The organism is Chryseobacterium nepalense, assembly GCF_023195755.1.
In the GTDB taxonomy this organism is placed as follows: domain Bacteria; phylum Bacteroidota; class Bacteroidia; order Flavobacteriales; family Weeksellaceae; genus Chryseobacterium; species Chryseobacterium nepalense.
This window is the reverse complement of sequence record NZ_CP096203.1, coordinates 2,574,231-2,592,609: the sequence shown is the minus strand read 5'-3', so window position 1 is coordinate 2,592,609 and position 18,379 is coordinate 2,574,231. Positions and strand designations below refer to the sequence as shown.

The following is an 18,379-nucleotide window of genomic DNA, read 5'->3' as shown; positions in this document are numbered from 1 at the left end:
TGTGTTTCTCTATTTTACTTTGTACATCGGGAAGATAAATTCACGCTTAAAATCGTCGTTTTCATTGTACAGAAATTCTTCAATAATGATTGCCTTCTCTGCTTTCAGGGTTTGGAAGAACAGCTGTACCATATCGTAATTTTCAAGGTTGAAGGTTAACGTATTATCAGATTTTACCCATTGAATCCATTGCGGAATTTTTCTTTTTTCTCTCCAGTTTTTAAAGGTTGTTAAAGTCTGGCTTTTATCTGCAGACATTTCCACTGCGGAAATATCTTTTTCATTGATCTTCCAATGTGCTTTTGAGAGAATGATGTTTTTATATTCTACTCTGGGTAAAAAATGGTAAATCTGACTTAAACTTCCCCAATCGAAATATAATCCGGTTCGCATATTTTCTGAATTAAGTTCGGAGAGAAAATGATAAACAGGAAGTGTGTTGATATAGTAATTATGTGCATTTGTGAGATAAGGTCTGATCTTTTTATTCAGCCTTTTGGACCTTAAGACAATCTTATTGTTTTGTAAAGAAATATATAGATCATCAATGGGTATTTGCATCTCCTTCGATAATATAGATTGCGCCAGATAGGATATTTCGTAAGATCGCATTGTCGGTCTGCGGATGATATTTCCTATTCTTGCTTCCGGTAGATGGATAATTTCCGCTAAGATCTCATCGTTGCCATATTCTGCCTGTCGAAGCTTTTCTTCTTTTTGGGCAATGGCTTTTGTAAGGTGCTGTACGCCTGCTTTTTCCGAGCAAAACCTTCCCAGGAGATTAGCCGCACTGCTTCCGCCTCCGTTTCCTATATATAATTTTTCATTTCCGCTTTCCGAAATTATTTCTGCCATAAAAGACATCGTATCCGGCAAATCATCCCAATTTTCAATAAACCCGTCAAAATCTTCGTCAGCCAAGCTGATTACCTGGCGGTTTTCTATAATCGCTTCCTGCAATTTTTCATTGAGAATTTCCTGAACGGGATTCAGACTAAGTTTCACAACCTGCTTTTGAGGAGAATCAAAAATTAGTAAATCTTCCAGATAAGGGTGAATTCCGTTTGATGCGATGTTCTGTTTGTATCCTATTCCTATTTCGGTGTCGAGCACATAAGCCAAAGGCATTTCCTGCGTTTCAAACCGCTCATAAAAAGCTTTTTTAAATTCTTCCAAATAAGATTGTTTCTGAGATAATGTAATTTTATTAAGAAAGCTGATCCCTTTTTTGAGTTCTTTTTTCCATTGTCCGGGCAATAGAAATTCGTCTTTGTAATACAGATCGGTCTGGAAAAGGTATTTTTGTTCGTATTCGGTATCGAATATTTTAATGAGGCTTTCAATTTCAGTATATTTTGAAGCGGGATTTCCGATATTCTGATCCAGTTCGTTTAGCTTATTTTTTATGTCGACTAAAATTTCGACTTTATCATTTGCTTTTATCTTATTTAAAACAGCAATGATGGAATCTAAAAAATCATTTCCCGAAACATTCGGCTCCAGCTCGCTTACCAATACCTGATTGCTGATGAGTTCCTCTACAAATTCTTCTGCTTCCCATGTTGCGGTTTCTTCATTTACCAAAATCCCGGCAATTTCATCTATGGGTCTTTTCTGCTTTGAAAAATGCAATACCCGTTGCAGCTCTTCTGAAAGCGGTGCCGAAGAAATAATATATTCTCTTTTTCCTTCAGTGTACTGATATTCGACATAGCGAATCTTACTCCCTACCTTATAAATACTGTTGTTGGGGAAAAATAAAAGTTTTTTTCTTACCTCCGGTAACTGCACAAAATGCTGAGCAAGGGAGACCAAAAAATGCATGTCCAATTTCGTATCCCTGACTTTTTCTGAAACCGGAATTGTCATCCTGACTTTGTCGAAGGATCCCAACCCTACTCCCGAAAATAATCCGAAAGGTGTACACCGGCAGCTTATTCTGCTATAATATTTTAACAGGGTTTGTTTTAGTTTCTGAAATTCTTTAGAAGAAAAGTCTTTTTCTGACTGGATCCATTTACAGGCTTCATCGTGAAGGTTGGGTGACGCGAGATAAAGCGCCTCCAGAAAAACAGGATTTCTGCAAATTTCTTGTAACTCCGAATCAGGAATTTCATTTCTGCTCAGTTGCTCCTGAAAGTCTTTCCGCGAAAATAAAGGAGTACGAACAACGAACTCATCAAAAAACTGATACGGGAAACGGGGCATTGTTATTTTTTTGGGTTTTCTTTGGGTTGGTAATCGGGATGTCCTAGCTGCCAGAGAGCAAAAGCAAAAATATCACCTATTCCGGCATATCTCTTTACAATAGAAATGTCTTTTCCATGCCCTCCCTCATAATCTATTTTTAATAATTTAGGATTAGATGAAATATCATTTGCTAAAAGCTTAGCCACAAATTTTGTAGACATCCAAGGTTTAACTCTTGGGTCATTTATTCCTGCTGTAATAAGCATGGCAGGATATTTCTGTCCATTTGTAATATGATAATAAGCGTCCATTTCCAGTAAACCTTTAAATTCAACAGAATCTTTCGGATCACCATATTCTTTTACGGTAGTTCCTCCTGTACCATTTTGCTCCACTCTTATTGTATTTAACACTCCTGATTCAATAATAACCGCACCAAATAAATCCGGTCTTTCAGTAACAGCCCGCCCCATTAAAATACCTCCTGCACTTGCGCCTAATAAGGCTATTTTTTGTGATGAGGTATATTTATTTTTTATTAGATATTCTGCGCAGGCAATAAGATCTTTCCATGAATTAGGTTTTTTCATTTTCTGTCCATCAATGTGCCATTGATCTCCTTTTTCTCCTCCTCCTCTGACATGGGGCACTGCTATCATGCCTCCTTGATTTGCCCAAAGCAAATAACTAATAGAAAAATACGGAGAATAAGATTCTGCAAATGCACCGTAACCATTCATCAATACTGGAACTGTCCCGTCTCTTTTTATATTTTTATTATATATTAAAGATAAAGGAACTTCTACCCCATCGTAGGATCTCACCGTAGTTTCCTCTACAACAATATCTTTAAATTCAGGATATTCAATAACTGGAGCAAGATTTTCCAAAGTAAAATCATTCGTTTTTAGGTTATACTTGAACCGTTGCTCATCATTTGCCCATCCGGAACAGCTTACCCATATATCAGAGAAGTCTTTTCCTTTTGATGACAAAACAATATCTCCTGATACATAAGGAAGTTTTATAGGAATCTCCTTACCATTTTTATACAAGTATAATTTTGCTTCAACACCATTTTTCGTGGTAGTAAAATAAATTCCATCTTTGGTAATTGTATAACTGTTGAAAACTTCATCTTTTTTTTCACCTACAAGTATTTGTGGATTTATGAAATTAGGCTTTTTAACACTTGTTTTACATAATTTATAATTAGAAGAATTATATCCTGAGAGAAAAGTAATTTCTTCACCTATTAATTTAATATTGTGCACTTTACTATCCTTATCATATAGCTTTTTCCAATTCTTTTTTCCGGCTAATAAATCTTTTTTATTAATAATAAATGTTCTTCTAAAATCTTCCGAATCTACCAGTATTCCGATGTAGTAAGCATCATCAGGATTAAAAGCAAGTATTGAAGGAAAAACTTCTTTATCAATTTTAAGATCGGGATTATTCATATTTGAAAAAACAACCTTTCTGTTATTTGGATTATTTCCAATTTTATATAATACCGACTGGGTATTTTTATTAAACAATTGAGATTTTGTATCTGTAACAGGATAATAAACGTAAAAAAACCCGGAATTGTCTTCTAACCACCTAATCCCTCCAATATTGGAAGGATTTGACTGATTAATAACTTCAGGATAAATATATTTATTTTTTACCTCCAATATTATAATTTCTGATAACTCTTTTCCTTTTTCAGATAAAGAGATAGCAATTCTGTTTCCGTCCCAACTAGGGCTTATCAAATTAATAATAAATTCATGAGTTGCTTCTTTTGTGCCATCTTCATTAAATGAAGAGATAAAAGATGAAGGATCATATAATAATTTTTCTTCTCCTAAAAAACTTTCTTTATAATATAATTTCGCTGTTTTTTCTCCTGCGTTTCTCTTTAAATAAAAATATTTGTCATTCCCTGTTATTCTTAAATCAGATATAGAATAACCTTGTCTTTTATCAAATTCCAATCTTTTATCTAAATAATAGTTCCGATTTGGAATTTTAGCTAATAATGAACTAGTATAATCTGATTGAGACTTCATCCAAAATATTGTCTGCTCATCTTGTAAATTTTCCAAGTTTCTATAATCATCAATTATTTTAGTCCCAAAATATTCATCTGCAAATGATTTTGATGGGGCAAGATTATATTTCTGACCATTAATCAATACAATCGAAAAGAAAGAGATGACAAATATTTTAATTTTCATGTTGATTTAGATATGCAATTAGAAGTATTTATAGGTACTATTTCTAGATAATGCAATAGAATATATTAAATATGTAAGGAGTCATCTTTCTGTTTACTAGCATTCTCTGGGTACTTAACAACCATCGCCACCTTCTAGTTCTAAGTTTTGGTTAAATTGAGTACCTCCTAAAATTTTCTGAAGATTATTAATTTTAGTAAGCTGTAATTTTTTAAACACCAGCTTTTTAGTTTGTGTTTGTTTTTTCATCATTATAAAAATTAAAATTTGTGATACAAATAAAGTTAGATTTTCTTGAAATATAAAATATTTAATCAATAAATTCATGAATTTATAAATCATTTAATATAAATAAATAATTTATAATCAGTAAATTAACAGGTTTAAATGTAATTTTTTTATGAAAAATAATTACTGATTATAGAAAAGCAATACTTTTGCAAAGCACTTATAAAAAATGATGAAATCTCTAATCTATATATTACTCATAGGGTGGCCTATAAACAATATGTTACATGCTGAGAAAAACGAGATTCTCAATGACACTTTAGCCACTTATAATTATTCTGAACTTGAAGAGAAATTTTATGATTTCAAGGAAAGTAATAAAATTGATAAAGCTAAATTGATTGCTCAATATTATCTGCTAAAAGCTAAATCAGAAAAAAATAATAATCACATCGCAGAAGGTTATGTAATGCTTCATTATGACCAGCCTTTTAAACGTTCATTACAATACATCGATAGTTTAGTCCTTTTTGAAAAATATTTACCAAAAGAAAACTATCCTACCAGAATTTATTTATTAAAGGGGCGGATATATTATGACTATGATAAAGAAAAGCTGGCATTAAATAACTTTATAACCGCTTTAAAATATGCAAAAGAAAAAGATAACAAGCGGCATATTGCTATCGCAGAGATTTATATTGCATATCTCAACAACTATATAGGAAAACATGCAGAAGCAAAAAAAGTACTGCAATACTACTATGATAACGGAGATTTCCTAAGCGATAGTGAACATGAACATGTAAGGCTGAACTTAGCAAGTACTCTATTAGATATTAATAAGCTTGAACCTGCAATAAAATTAATACATGAAGGATTAAAGAATACTTCTGAAAAAAAAGACATTGAAAGATATAATAAATATTTATTATTTCTGAGTTTATATAACTTAAAGTCAAAACAATACAAACTAGCTATTAATAATCTAAATAAATGCAAAACATACTTTTTAAAAAAATCTGATGATTTAAACTCAAGTTATACATTATTATATTTGGGACAAGCCCATGCTCAATTGCAAGAAATAGAGAAAGCTGTTGAATATTTTATAAAAATTGATTCCATAGTTCAAAAAACACATACTACTTTCCCAGAACTTAAAGAAGTATATCCATATCTTATTGAATATTATAAAAGCAAAAATGATAAGGAAAAACAACTTTATTATATCGAACGGTTTTTAACGATATATAAAGAGCTGGATTCTAAGTTCAGATACATCTCAAGGGAGTTACCAAGAAGGTATGAGGCTCCTAAACTTCTACAGGAAAAAGAAAATATTATTAGTGAAATAGAACACAAAAGAACGACTTCCTATGTAATTGCCGGAATCTTGTTACTCGGTATGAGTATATTAATTCCATTATATTTTCTTTCCAAAAAAGCAGAAAAACGAAGTAGAAAAATTGCGCAAGAACTGATACGGTCAGTAAATGAAAATAAAGTAGTATTAAATAAAGATAATTCCCGGAACGACGATAGTCCTGGCGATACTACAGAACGAGAAGATATAATAGGTAAAACCAGCAATATTATACCTGATTATGTTGTTGAAAACATTCTTAAGGAACTAGCCATTTTTGAGAATAAAGAGAACTTTCTAAAAAAAGGAATCACGTTATCAAACCTTGCTAAAAAAACTAAAACTAATTCCAAATATTTGTCTGAAATCATTAACACACATAAAGGAAAAAACTTTGCAGCTTATCTGAATGACTTACGAATAGATTATGCTATTAAAAGGCTTGCAAGAGATAAAAAATTCCGTTCTTACAAAGTCCCATTTATTGCTGAAGAGTTGGGATATAATAACGAGCAGGCATTTACTCTAGCATTTAAAAAGAAAACAGGAACACCGCTTACAACCTACTTAAAAGAAATTGAAAAAGCAGAAAACAGTCAAATAAAACACAGTATATCAATCAATTAATACTTATAATTTTATGAATTTATAAGCATAGATTCATGAATTTATAAAGTATTTACTTGTACAGTCCATCAAACTTCCTGCATCTTTGCTTCAACAAAAAACACAAATGTTTATTTTTTGTAAGTGCGCACTGCAAAAGTATAAATCAAAACCGCTGATCAGCAAAAACCCATGCCGGGGTTTATACGGCAAACAAAATCTTTAATTTTAAAAAATCAACAAAAATGAAAAAAACATTAGGGTCATTAAATAGCAAAAAAATCAAAAAGAATGATTTAATCGCAGTAAAAGGAGGGCTATCAAACCCTGGTTCCAGTACTATATCTTCTGGATGTGACACGCTTGTAATGACAGGAAGAAAGGGAGATGCTCATCCTTCGAATGACGGAACATGTGATGACAGTGATTGGGCATGTTAAATAACATCACAAACAGGTTGGTTGCGGCTTTTGCCGTAGCCACCTTTCTTATGGCATGTAAAACATCTACAGAGGTTACAGCTCTAAAAGATGAAAAGTTCAGTTATATTATAAAGAACCATAAAAATGCTGTTGCATTCAAAAGTTTAGGTCTCAGGAAAAATTCTAAGTATTATTTTCATAAAAGTTATGGAAAAAGAATTTTCAGCAATCGACAAAAATCAATAGTGAATAATTATTGTGGTAATAATATTATTACCTCACTATTTCTCATAAAAAGTCTTCCTGACATTTCAGAGAAAAAAAGTAAATTGATTACAACTGATGATGGCAAAAAATACCTCTGCTATGATAATATTGAAGATATTGGAATGCAAAAAAAGATGCTGAAAAGGTATTTTTCTTATAAAGACCAGAATTATCTTTTTGTCGTGAAGGAAATAAAAATTTGCAGAAAAAATAAATCTACTGAAGCACTAAAATTAAGCTACGACCTTGACATAGAATTATATGCCGATCAAGAATTTAAAGGTCTTATCTTATGAGTAAAATCTTAATAATTTCAAATCTTTTTTTGATGAAACAACTAATGATATATGTTGCTGGTTGGATTTTCACAAAATTACCTATGTGAGACTTAATATAGATGAAATAAATAATCCTAAACTATACAATATCTTTATTGATTTTCAATCTGAAAAAATAATAATAACCGATGTCTTACTAAATCATAAAGTCAATTTAGAGGAAATTAAGATCGTATGGTGTCGGAGATTTATTGACCAAAGCAGTGAAAGTATTACAAAAATGGCTGGTATAATTGATCATAATGCTGTTACTCTTTCAAAATTCATTTTTGCAGAAACTAATAAATTTTTAAGAATATTGTTTGATTTCTATCCCAATTGGAAATGGTATGATTACTATAAAGATATATTGTCCGTAGAAAAAATGCACGTTCTAAAAATTGCAAAAAAGATAGGATTGACCATTCCAGAAACATACATAGCAAATAATTTGCATCCCTTACAAAATATTGAAAAAGATCTAATTACTAAGCCTATATATGAGGCGACAAGCTTTAATGCTAAAGAAGGTGGAATATTTGTCACCCATACAAAAAAAGTTTCGGATATAAAAAGTACCGGGAAAAGTTTTTCAAATTCTCTTTTTCAGGAGGAAATAAAAAAAAGATTTGAAATTAGAGTGTTTTTTTTAGAAAGTAAATTTTATTCCATGGCAATTTTTTCCAATAAAAATAAGCATACAAAGGTTGATTTTAGAAATTATGACTTTAAACGACCTAATAGAAGAATCCCTTTTAAACTTCCTCAAAAAATAGAGGATATGTTGAGAAATCTGATGAAAGAATTACATCTGACGATGGGCTCTATTGATTTGATTAAAAGCTATGATAATCAGTATTATTTTTTAGAGGTCAATCCGGTGGGTCAATTTGGGATGGTTTCATATCCGTGTAATTATTTTATTGAAGAAGAATTAGTATTACACTTAAAAAATAAATTATATGCAGAATAATCATGAAGCATTGTTAAAAAATAAATTAAAAAAAATCAATGCAAGCTTTATACTACTCGATTTAGAAAAATTAAAAGTGAAGAAAAATATTCTTGATAATAATGAGAATTTACAAATTAAAGGACATAATAAAATAAAAAATTCTATTATATTTTCAAGAAAACTATATAAGCCCATATCAAAATTATGACATATAAACTATTTAGTGATATTATTCTGTGCAAGGGTCATGTGAGAACATTGCTATTGGATACAACAAGAAATTTATATTACTATATACCCAATGACTTTGCTAATATTTTAATCGATAATATCATTATAGATTTCGAATTATTAAAGAAAATATACCCAGAAAGTGTAAAAATAATCAACGCTTATAAAAAATTTCTGTTAAAAGATGAATTAATTTTTGAAGTTTTGGACGAAGAAGAGGCGTCATCATTTCCTAAAATTAATTTACAATATAAGCAGCCGTTTGGAATAATAAACACAATCATAGACATAGATGCTGAATCTAATCTATCATATTTAGAAAAAATTGAATATGATTTTGAAAAGCTACGCGTACAAAGTTTACAAATTAGAATTTTTTACATAAATGATATTAAAATATTGATAAATTTCATAGATAAAATTTCAAAGTCAGGAGATAACTTCTTGAAAGATATTCAAATTATCCTAGTAAAAAATGACTTCTTAAATTTTAATTGCTATAAAGTTGCTAAAATACTGCACAATTATAATATTATTACACAAATAGATATTTATAATTACACAGAAAAAAATGTAGACAAAATGTCTTCAGATAAGATTTTTTTGCATAAAAAAAAGATCCATAATTGTAAAAGTTGTGGAGAAATAGCAGAAAATATGAGCACAATTAATTTAAGAATAGTTTCCGAATCTCACCATCATAACTCCTGTCTCCACAAAAAAATATCAATTGACGCAGAAGGAAATATCAGAAACTGCCCTTCTATGCCACAAAGTTTCGGCAATATAAAAGACACAACATTAGAAGAAGCGTTACAGCAATCTGATTTCAAAAAATACTGGAATCTTACCAAAGACCAGATTGAAGTCTGCAAAGACTGTGAGTTCCGCTACATCTGTACAGATTGCAGAGCGTACACAGAATGCAGCCATATTAATAAAGAAGGATTAGACACTTCAAAACCTTTAAAATGCGGCTACAATCCATACACAGGAGAATGGGAAGAATGGAGTACCAATCCTTTAAAACAAAAAGCAATACAATACTATGAACTGGAAAATATTATTTAAAACATTATGTGTTCTTATAACATTAATTTTTAATCAGTCGATTGCACAAAATTACAAAGTATATTATCGTATGAATTACAAAACAGATTCATTAGAAGAAGAGATTAAAAATAAAAATATGATCTTACTGATAAAAGACGATAAATCTAAATTTTATTCTCAAGAGCAATTTGAAAATGATTCCACAGTAATTGAAAATAGAAAGAAAGGAGTTAAGAGCCAGATTAAATATGACTATGCCTTTATGATTATAAAGGATTCTAAGACAAAAAAATTATCAAAATTTACCTCTTTATTCAGTGATCTATATCAGCTATCGGAAAAAGCTCCAGATTTTGACTGGAAAATAATGCCTGAAACAAAAAGCATTGCTGGTTATACCTGTCAGAAAGCATCATTAAGTTATTCTGGTCGTAATTGGGAAATATGGTTTACATCTGATATATCTTTACAGGAAGGTCCATCTATTTTCAATGGATTACCCGGACTGATTATTTATATGAAAGACACTAAAAATAATTATGAATTCAGCTTTACAGGAATAAAAAAAGATGAGATTACAGATATAATTTTTTTCTCTACACCCTTCCTGGAAGTAACAAAGAAACAACTTGCAAAAGTTCTTATTGATCATTACAACGACCCATATAGAGAAATGAAAACAGGAAATATAAAAGTTCTCTGGCAAGATGAAAACGGCAAACCATTTAAGCCTGATTACAAGGAGCTTACAAAAAATGAACAGCAATACATTAAGAAAAACAATAATCCGATAGAATTAGCTGATGCAATAAAGTACCCTTAAAATCATTGATATTCATTAATATCCGTTTATATTTATAGCTGCAGTTTATTTTTTCAACAAATTGTTTGTTTTTAAAGATTAAAAAATATTCTAAAAAGTAGTTGCCAGAATGACGCCATTTATTGCATATAAATTGATTAAAAATTGAAATCCTTTCCCTTTTACCTTCAGCCTGATTCCAAAGACTGCGGACCTACGTGCCTTCGTATCGTCAGCAAATACTATGGTAAAACCATTTCCCTGCAGCAGATCCGCAACCTCTCGGAGACCACCCGCGAAGGAAGCAGCCTTCTGGGGCTAAGTGATGCTGCCGAAGATTTGGGATTCCGTTCCATGGGCGTTCAGATCGACTTCAATATCCTGGCCGAAGAAGTACCCCTCCCTGCATTGTGCACTGGAACAAAAACCATTTTGTGGTCATTTATAAAATTGACAAAAACAGAAAAGTATATATTTCCGATCCAAGCTACGGGCTCATTACCTACGCTCCGCAGGAATTCATCAAGCTCTGGATTGGTGAAAACGCCAATGAAAAAACAGAAGAAGGCATTGCCTTGATTTTAGAAACAACCCCTGCGTTCTTCCAGACCGAATTTGACGATAAAGAAAGCAAAGCCAGCTTTTCCTTTCTTTCAAAATATCTCTTAAAATACAAATCCCTGGTCATCCAGCTGGCCATAGGACTTCTGGCAGGAAGCTTATTGTCCCTGATTTTCCCTTTCCTTACCCAGAGCATCGTAGACGTAGGCATCCAGAACCAGGACCTGAATTTCATTTACCTGGTCCTTCTCGCCCAAATCATGCTCTTTATCGGAAGAATGGGAATCGAGGTGATCCGGAGTTGGATTTTACTGCACCTTTCCGCAAGGATCAATATTTCCATTATCTCCGATTTCTTTATCAAGCTCATGAAGCTGCCCATCAGCTTTTTTGATACCCGAATGACGGGAGATATCATGCAGAGGATTAATGATCATCACAGGATCGAGCAGCTCTTAACCAGCTCTTCGCTTAACACGCTCTTTTCCCTGGTGAACCTCATTATATTCAGCATCGTCCTTCTGTTTTATGATTACAGGCTGTTTGTTGTATACCTGGTGGGTGCGGCAGCTTATATCGGGTGGATCAGCTTTTTCCTGAAAAAAAGAAAAGAACTCGATTATAAAAGATTTTCCCAGGTTTCCCAGGAACAGAGCAAAGTGATTGAGCTTATCAACGGCATGCAGGAAATTAAAATGCACAATGCCGAAAAACAAAAACGCTGGGACTGGGAGTTTCTCCAGGTAAAGCTTTTTAAAATCCGGATCAAATCTCTATCCCTGGAGCAGTGGCAGTCCGTGGGAGGAAATTTCATCAACCAGATGAAGGATATCCTGGTAAGCTTTCTTTCTGCAAAACTGGTGTTAAGCGGAAATTTAACGCTGGGAATGATGCTCTCCGTGCAGTACATCATCGGACAGCTCAACAGCCCTTTGCTGCAGCTTATCGATTTTATCAAACAATCCCAGGATGCCAAAATTTCACTCGAAAGACTGGGCGAAATTCATGATAAAGACGATGAGGAAAATCCGGACGAGCAATATACCCATGATCTTCCCCAAAAGGATATTGAAGTTGAAAATCTCTCTTTCCGCTATATCGGTTCAGAAGCGCATGTTTTTGAAAATTTAAATTTAAATATTCCTTATCAGAAAACTACCGCCATTGTTGGGGCCAGCGGAAGCGGGAAAACAACCCTGCTCAAGCTCCTGATGAAGTTTTATGAACCCAATGAAGGGGAAATAAGGCTGGATAACACCAAGCTTAAAAATATTTCTCCCCGTTTCTGGAGGGATCATTGCGGAGTGGTGATGCAGGAGGGCTATATTTTTAATGATACCATTGCCAACAATATTGCGGTGGGTGAAGATTATCCTGATAAGAAAAAACTGCGTAAAGCAGTAGAAATAGCCCATATCAAAGATTTTATCGAAGAACTTCCTTTAAGCTACAATACCAAGATCGGAAATGAAGGCCTGGGAGTAAGCGGCGGACAAAAGCAAAGGCTTTTCATCGCAAGGGCCGTATACAAATCCCCGGAATATATTTTCTTCGATGAAGCCACCTCCGCACTGGACGCCAATAATGAAAAGGTAATTATGGAAAACCTAGAGCAGTTTTTTAAAGGTAAAACGGCCGTGGTAATTGCCCACAGGCTTTCCACTGTAAAACATGCCGATAAAATCATTGTTTTAGACAAAGGAAAAGTGGTGGAAGAAGGAAACCATGCTCAGCTCGTGGCTTTAAAAGGAGAATATTACCGTCTGGTAAAAAATCAATTGGAACTTGGAAATTAATGGACTTTGTTAAAGTTCCCAAGCTTTGACAAAGTTTTACAATACAACATATTTTGGAAACGAAGAAAGACATTTTAGACAATATAGAACTCCGTTCTGAAAGCGTTCAGGATATCCTTACCCAGCCGCCTCACTGGATGATCCGCTGGGGAAACACCATTATTTTTTAATCCTGGTGATGATTCTCATCATGAGCTATATCATACGCTATCCGGAATTTATTCCCGCTTCTATTGTGGTTACCTCACAGAATCCGCCCGAAAAGCTCGAGGCACGTACCAATTCGAAAATTGAAAAAATATTCATCAAAGACCATCAGCATGTTAAAAAAAATGAAGTCCTGATGGTGATGCAGTCAACGGCCAATTATAAAGACATCCTACAGCTGAAAAAGCTGGTAGACTCTATTACACCGGATCAGCTGGCCCGATTTCCACTCAGCGAAACTTCCCATTTTAAACTCGGGGAACTGCAGGGCGATTACAACAGTTTTGCAAAGGCGTTTCAGGATGAAGCCTTGTTTACAAGGTTACAGCCTTATGCCCCTGAAAATATTGCCGCCAACCAGAGCCTCTCCGAATACAGAGTGAGAATCGCAACCCTTAAACAACAGAAAAGCCTCGAACAGGCAAAGTATGAAATCACCAGAAAAAATTACCAGCGCTCACAGGAATTGTTTAACCAGGGGTTATTGCTGCCGTAGAACTGGAAAATGAGAAAATTAAATTCCTCCAGGCGCAGCAGAACCTGGAAAACATCAATATTTCCTTGTCCCAGATCGAAGAAGGAATCTCTAATGTCAATAAAACAAAAAGCGGAACGATAATCAATACCGAAAAAGACAAAATTACCTATTCTTCACAGACATTACAGCTTTTTGAGCAGCTCAGGAAATCCCTCAAACAGTGGGAACAAAATTACCTGATCATCTCCAATACCGATGGTGAGGCCAGCTTTCAGCAGTTCTTCGGGGAAAACCAGTTTGTAAAGGCGGGAGATGCCATTTTATCTATCCTCCCGGACAACAGAGAAAAACTGGTGGGAAGAATGTCTGTTCCAGCAACGAATTCAGGGAAAATCATTACCGGGGAGAAAGTGCTCATCAAGCTCGATAATTACCGATACCAAGAATATGGCATCGTGGAAGGAAAAGTCCAGAACATCTCCCTCTCTCCAGACAAAGAAGGAAACTACTACGTAGATGTAGCACTCCCTAAAGGTCTGAAAACTTCCTACAATAAAACGCTTCCCTTCGATAAAGAATTAAAAGGAAATGCCGAAATCGTAACACAAGACCTCAGACTCATCGAAAGATTCTTCTACCAAATCAGAAAATTATTGGGGTATCAAAGGTAAAGAGGATGTTTGTTTGTAAAGATGACCGGAATATTATTTCTTTAGATAAGCTTCACTTTCAGGCATAAAAAAAGCTCTCTTAAAAAAGAGAGCTGTATGCTGAATCTTTCAGCTAGTACCCCAGGCGGGACTTGAACCCGCACGCCAAAAGAGGCACAGGATTTTAAGTCCTGCGTGTCTACCAGTTCCACCACCAGGGCAGGCGTGGAGCGAAAAACGGGATTCGAACCCGCGACCCCAACCTTGGCAAGGTTGTGCTCTACCAGCTGAGCTATTTTCGCAAACTGTGCGGATGAAGGGACTCGAACCCCCACGCCTCTCGGCACCAGATCCTAAGTCTGGCGTGGCTACCAATTACACCACATCCGCGTGTTTTTTGTTTTACTGATTTTTAATGATCTTCTCTCGTTTTCAGTGGTGCAAAGATAGGATAAATTCTTTTACCTCCAAACTTTTCAGAAGAAAAAATTAAAATTTTTACATTTTTTATCCCCGACCCCCTTTATTACATTTCATTTTATTACTTTTACATCGTTAATTAATATGATATGGAATTACAAGGAACGGTAAAGAAACTTTTTGATGCTCAGACTTTTGCGAGCGGTTTCCAAAAAAGAGAAATGGTTATTTTAACCCAGGAGCAGTATCCACAGCCGATAAACATAGAATTTTTGTCTGATAAGATCAGTTTATTGGATAACCTGAAAGAAGGTGAAAATGTAAAAGTAGGAATCAACATCAGAGGAAGAGAATGGGTTTCTCCGCAGGGCGAAACAAAATACTTCAATTCCATTACAGGATGGAGAGTGGAGAAAGTTTCTGATAATGCTTCAGAACCTACACAGGCAGCTCCTTCACAATCTGCATCTTCAGTTTCCAACGAAAATCCTTTCGCCGGAGACGATGATGATGATTTGCCTTTCTAATAATTAAAAAATACGATTGAAATACAAATCCTGCTTTCTTAAGTGGGATTTTTTTTCCCAAAAATGATTCGACTAGACGAAAACGAGATTTCTTTTCCTGATCCGGAGCTGTACGACGGCCACGAAGGGATCATTGCTTTTGGCGGAGACCTCTCGGTAGAAAGAATATGGTTTGCTTATCAATTGGGCATATTTCCCTGGTTTAATCCGGGGGAAGAGATTCTCTGGTGGTGTCCGGACCCAAGATTTGTCCTTTTTCCCGAGGAAATAAAGGTTTCAAAATCCATGAAAAAAATACTGGATCGAAACGTCTTTACCTTCACTGAAAACACAAACTTCCGAGAAGTTATCAAAAACTGTCGGGATATCAGCCGTAAAGGACAATCCGGAACCTGGCTTTCGGATGAACTGATGGAGTCTTTCATCAAGCTTCATGATTATGGATTGGCAAAAAGTCTGGAAGTCTGGCAAAACGAAGAGCTGGTGGGTGGTTTTTATGGCCTTCAGATCGGTAATGTGTTCTGTGGAGAAAGCATGTTTTCCAAAGTGAGCAATGCGTCGAAAGCGGGATTTATCCATTTTGCTCAAAAATATAGAAACAAGCTGGAGCTCATCGACTGCCAATCCCATACCGATCACCTGGAAAGTCTTGGCGCAAAAATGATTCCCAAGCGGGAATTCCTGAAAATTTTACATAAAAACAATGAATACTGATAGAGAAAAATGGGTTCTTCTGATTCTCCTGAGCATGATCTGGGGATCGTCTTTTATTTTGATTAAAAAATCCCTGGAACATTTCAGTCCTTATCAGGTGGGTGCTTTAAGGGTATTGATTGCCGGAATCATTCTGATGCCGATTGCGATCTCAAAATACAAACTTTTCCCCAAAAAACATCTGAAGTGGCTTTTGCTGGCAGCTTTTACAGGAAATTTTATTCCGATGTTTCTGTTTCCTATCGCCGAAACAGAAGTCAGCAGCAGTATTGCCGGAATTGTGAATTCCATGATGCCGATTTTTGTAATAATAGTGGGTGCGCTGGTATGGAACTTTGGTACTACGAGGCGACAGATTACGGGAACATTCATAAGTTTTACCGGCGTTTGTATCCTTGCTTTCGGAGGGGATGCAGAAAGCGGAACTTTTAAGCTTATTCCTATTTTATTGCTCTTACTAGCTACTTTGTGCTATGCAGTAAGCACAACGACCGTAAAGTCAAAATTAATGGAAATTTCTTCGACAGTATTATCTGCCTTCGTTTTTACGTTTGTTTTGTTTTTACCTTCTGTGATCGCTCTTACCTTTACCGGATTTTTTTCAACCTTTAGCTTAGATAAAGATCATCTTACAGGATTAATGTTCGTAAGCTTACTGTCGATTTTCGGAACCGGACTGGCGATGATGATGAATTACCGTCTCCTGAAAGTTTCCTCTCCCTTGTTTGCTTCAACAGTCACTTTGCTGATGCCTATTGTCGCGATCATCTGGGGCATTCTGGACGGCGAAAAGCTTACTTCGCTACAGTTTGCAGGAGCTGGAGTTATTATTGCCGGACTTATCTTTCTGAGAAGTAAACCTAATGTTATAAACAAATAAATCCCGCGAAATGCGGGATTTATTTTTATTGTAAGTGAGTTTTAATTAACCTTCGGAATTTTTCTTTTTCACTCTGGCTTTTGCTTTTTTCACCTCATCTTTAATGAAAGGATATTTTTTCTGCATATCCGAAACCAGAGACGGATCAAGATCCAAAGCCTGAAGCAGTACTTCTTTGCCCTTTTCCTGATCTTTCAGGTTGAAATAACAATTGCTAAGCTGGTAATATAATTCTGCTCTGTGATGTGTTTTTACGGCATTATTTAAAACCAAGATAGCTTCTTCATATTCGCCCAACAGCATCAGCACTTCAGAATAAGCGTACCAATTATAAAACCTTGACGGCTCTGTATCTACCAGCTTTTTCAGGCAGGTAAGACTTTCCTCAAATTTTCCTGCATCAATAAATAAAAATGCCAGTCTTTTTTGATAATCAAGATTGTTTTCATTCAGGTGCGTCGCCTCTCTTGCAAAATGTAAGGCTTCGCTCATCCCGCCCATTTCTTCGTAGATATAGGATTGTTCCATCATCGCAAGATAAAATTGAGGATCTTCCCGTAATGACTTCTGGAAAGCGTTTAAAGCCACAATCGGTTGTTTTAAGGCTTTATAACAAAGTCCGATTTTATAAAAGGTAAATGCTTTTGTGTACTCCAGTTCAAGCATTTCTTCGTAAACGGATATCGCTTTTTTATAATCTCCTAAAGCTTCATAACAGGCTGCCTTGTTGGCATACACTCCTACCGAGCTTGAGTTGATGGCCAGTAAATAATCGTATCCTTTAATGGCTTCGTCGTAATTTTTCCTGTTAAAGTAAAATTGTCCATATTCAAACCAGGCAATTTCCGAATAGGCATATTCATCAAGATATTCATTCAGGAATGCAATTGCCTCATCACTCTTATTCAGATCGGAAAAGCAGACCATACAGTTTTCCAGTGCATAATCGTCTGTAGGATCTTCTTTAAGTGCTTTTCTGTAATGTTTAAGAGCGTTAAAAGGATCTCCAAGATTTACATATTCATCAGCAATAAAATTGTGAAGGAAGTTTTCTTCTTCTTTCAGTTCTAATGCTTTTTTACAGATATCAATGGATTTTCTTGGGTTTCCTAAATTCGAATAATACTTTGCATAGCAGACCAAAAAGTCTGTGTTTTCCATAGAAGAACCTTTCAGCTCATCGATCAGCTCTTTAGCCGTATTATAATCTTCCCATTCCAAAAGAATTTCAAGCTTTTTGATCTTGATGTCTAAGGAATTTGGGTGAAGCTTGAGTCCATAATTTACTGCAGTATCTGCATAATTAAAGTCTCCCAGCTCCAGGTAATAAACAATAATGTCTTCCAGCTCTTCTGTATCAAAGTAGAATTCATCATTATTTTCCATCATTTCCTCGAACTTTTTTACAAGTTCATTTCCAAAATATTCTTCCAATATAAAACAGTTTTAAGATTTAAGACCAGAGATATGAGATATACTAATAC

At 34.6% G+C, this 18,379-nt stretch carries 16 protein-coding genes, 3 tRNA genes and 1 pseudogene; 13 read left to right on the top strand and 7 right to left on the bottom strand.

Annotated elements, in window-relative coordinates; all coding sequences use genetic code 11:
- Positions 1-9: 9 nt before the first annotated feature.
- The 3 genes from M0D58_RS11440 to M0D58_RS11430 all read right to left on the bottom strand — a co-directional run bounded on the left by M0D58_RS11440 (position 10) and on the right by M0D58_RS11430 (position 4,742).
- The gene (locus M0D58_RS11440) at positions 10-2,208 is read right to left on the bottom strand and encodes a lantibiotic dehydratase family protein (RefSeq protein ID WP_248389347.1); all 2,199 of its coding nucleotides are present in this window, start codon (positions 2,206-2,208) and stop codon (positions 10-12) included.
- Positions 2,209-2,210: 2 nt separating this feature from the next.
- Positions 2,211-4,415 carry a prolyl oligopeptidase family serine peptidase gene (locus M0D58_RS11435; RefSeq protein WP_248389345.1) on the bottom strand — a complete coding sequence of 735 codons (2,205 nt, stop codon included), beginning with the start codon at positions 4,413-4,415 and terminating at the stop codon, positions 2,211-2,213.
- 114 nt (positions 4,416-4,529) lie between these two features.
- Positions 4,530-4,742, bottom strand: a complete 213-nt coding sequence (locus tag M0D58_RS11430; protein WP_248389343.1) for a hypothetical protein — start codon at positions 4,740-4,742, stop codon at positions 4,530-4,532.
- 130 nt (positions 4,743-4,872) lie between these two features.
- Here M0D58_RS11430 and M0D58_RS11425 point away from each other — a divergent pair, with 130 nt between their 5' ends.
- From M0D58_RS11425 to M0D58_RS11380, 10 genes and pseudogenes are all read left to right on the top strand, one after another.
- Complete coding sequence (locus M0D58_RS11425) at positions 4,873-6,636, top strand: helix-turn-helix domain-containing protein (protein WP_248389341.1); 1,764 nt, start codon at positions 4,873-4,875, stop codon at positions 6,634-6,636.
- 224 nt (positions 6,637-6,860) lie between these two features.
- Positions 6,861-7,055 (top strand): hypothetical protein, encoded by a 195-nt coding sequence (locus tag M0D58_RS11420; RefSeq protein ID WP_248389339.1) that lies wholly within the window; start codon positions 6,861-6,863, stop codon positions 7,053-7,055.
- A 50-nt stretch (positions 7,056-7,105) separates the two neighbouring features.
- Entirely contained in the window at positions 7,106-7,600 is a 495-nt protein-coding gene (locus tag M0D58_RS11415) for a hypothetical protein (protein ID WP_248389337.1), read from the top strand.
- 85 nt (positions 7,601-7,685) lie between these two features.
- On the top strand, positions 7,686-8,594 hold the full coding sequence (gwsG, locus tag M0D58_RS11410) for a grasp-with-spasm system ATP-grasp peptide maturase (protein WP_248389335.1): 909 nt from the start codon (positions 7,686-7,688) through the stop codon (positions 8,592-8,594).
- The gene (locus tag M0D58_RS11405) at positions 8,584-8,784 is read left to right on the top strand and encodes a hypothetical protein (RefSeq protein WP_248389333.1); all 201 of its coding nucleotides are present in this window, start codon (positions 8,584-8,586) and stop codon (positions 8,782-8,784) included. The genes gwsG and M0D58_RS11405 overlap by 11 nt, the downstream gene beginning before the upstream one ends.
- Entirely contained in the window at positions 8,781-9,878 is a 1,098-nt protein-coding gene (gene gwsS / locus M0D58_RS11400) for a grasp-with-spasm system SPASM domain peptide maturase (RefSeq protein WP_248389331.1), read from the top strand. The genes M0D58_RS11405 and gwsS overlap by 4 nt, the downstream gene beginning before the upstream one ends.
- Entirely contained in the window at positions 9,856-10,683 is an 828-nt protein-coding gene (locus M0D58_RS11395; RefSeq protein ID WP_248389329.1) for a GLPGLI family protein, read from the top strand. Before gwsS ends, M0D58_RS11395 begins: the two co-directional genes overlap by 23 nt.
- Before the next feature lie 144 nt (positions 10,684-10,827).
- Positions 10,828-13,019, top strand: a pseudogene (locus tag M0D58_RS11390) (peptidase domain-containing ABC transporter).
- A gap of 178 nt (positions 13,020-13,197) precedes the next feature.
- Positions 13,198-13,722, top strand: a complete 525-nt coding sequence (locus M0D58_RS11385; protein ID WP_248389327.1) for an HlyD family secretion protein — start codon at positions 13,198-13,200, stop codon at positions 13,720-13,722.
- 65 nt (positions 13,723-13,787) lie between these two features.
- Complete coding sequence (locus tag M0D58_RS11380; RefSeq protein WP_248389325.1) at positions 13,788-14,375, top strand: HlyD family secretion protein; 588 nt, start codon at positions 13,788-13,790, stop codon at positions 14,373-14,375.
- A 116-nt stretch (positions 14,376-14,491) separates the two neighbouring features.
- Here M0D58_RS11380 and M0D58_RS11375 read toward each other — a convergent pair.
- From M0D58_RS11375 to M0D58_RS11365, 3 genes are all read right to left on the bottom strand, one after another.
- Positions 14,492-14,575 (bottom strand) — tRNA-Leu (locus M0D58_RS11375).
- 5 nt (positions 14,576-14,580) lie between these two features.
- Positions 14,581-14,656 (bottom strand) — tRNA-Gly (locus M0D58_RS11370).
- A gap of 6 nt (positions 14,657-14,662) precedes the next feature.
- A tRNA-Leu gene (locus tag M0D58_RS11365) sits at positions 14,663-14,744 on the bottom strand.
- Between the two features lie 179 nt (positions 14,745-14,923).
- Here M0D58_RS11365 and M0D58_RS11360 point away from each other — a divergent pair.
- From M0D58_RS11360 to M0D58_RS11350, 3 genes are all read left to right on the top strand, one after another.
- Entirely contained in the window at positions 14,924-15,301 is a 378-nt protein-coding gene (locus M0D58_RS11360) for a DUF3127 domain-containing protein (RefSeq protein WP_066438267.1), read from the top strand.
- 63 nt (positions 15,302-15,364) lie between these two features.
- Entirely contained in the window at positions 15,365-16,015 is a 651-nt protein-coding gene (gene aat, locus M0D58_RS11355) for a leucyl/phenylalanyl-tRNA--protein transferase (RefSeq protein WP_248389323.1), read from the top strand.
- Complete coding sequence (locus M0D58_RS11350; protein WP_248389321.1) at positions 16,005-16,895, top strand: DMT family transporter; 891 nt, start codon at positions 16,005-16,007, stop codon at positions 16,893-16,895. The genes aat and M0D58_RS11350 overlap by 11 nt, the downstream gene beginning before the upstream one ends.
- Positions 16,896-16,940: 45 nt before the next feature.
- Here M0D58_RS11350 and M0D58_RS11345 read toward each other — a convergent pair whose 3' ends face one another.
- Complete coding sequence (locus M0D58_RS11345) at positions 16,941-18,329, bottom strand: tetratricopeptide repeat protein (protein WP_248389319.1); 1,389 nt, start codon at positions 18,327-18,329, stop codon at positions 16,941-16,943.
- Positions 18,330-18,379: the final 50 nt, after the last annotated feature.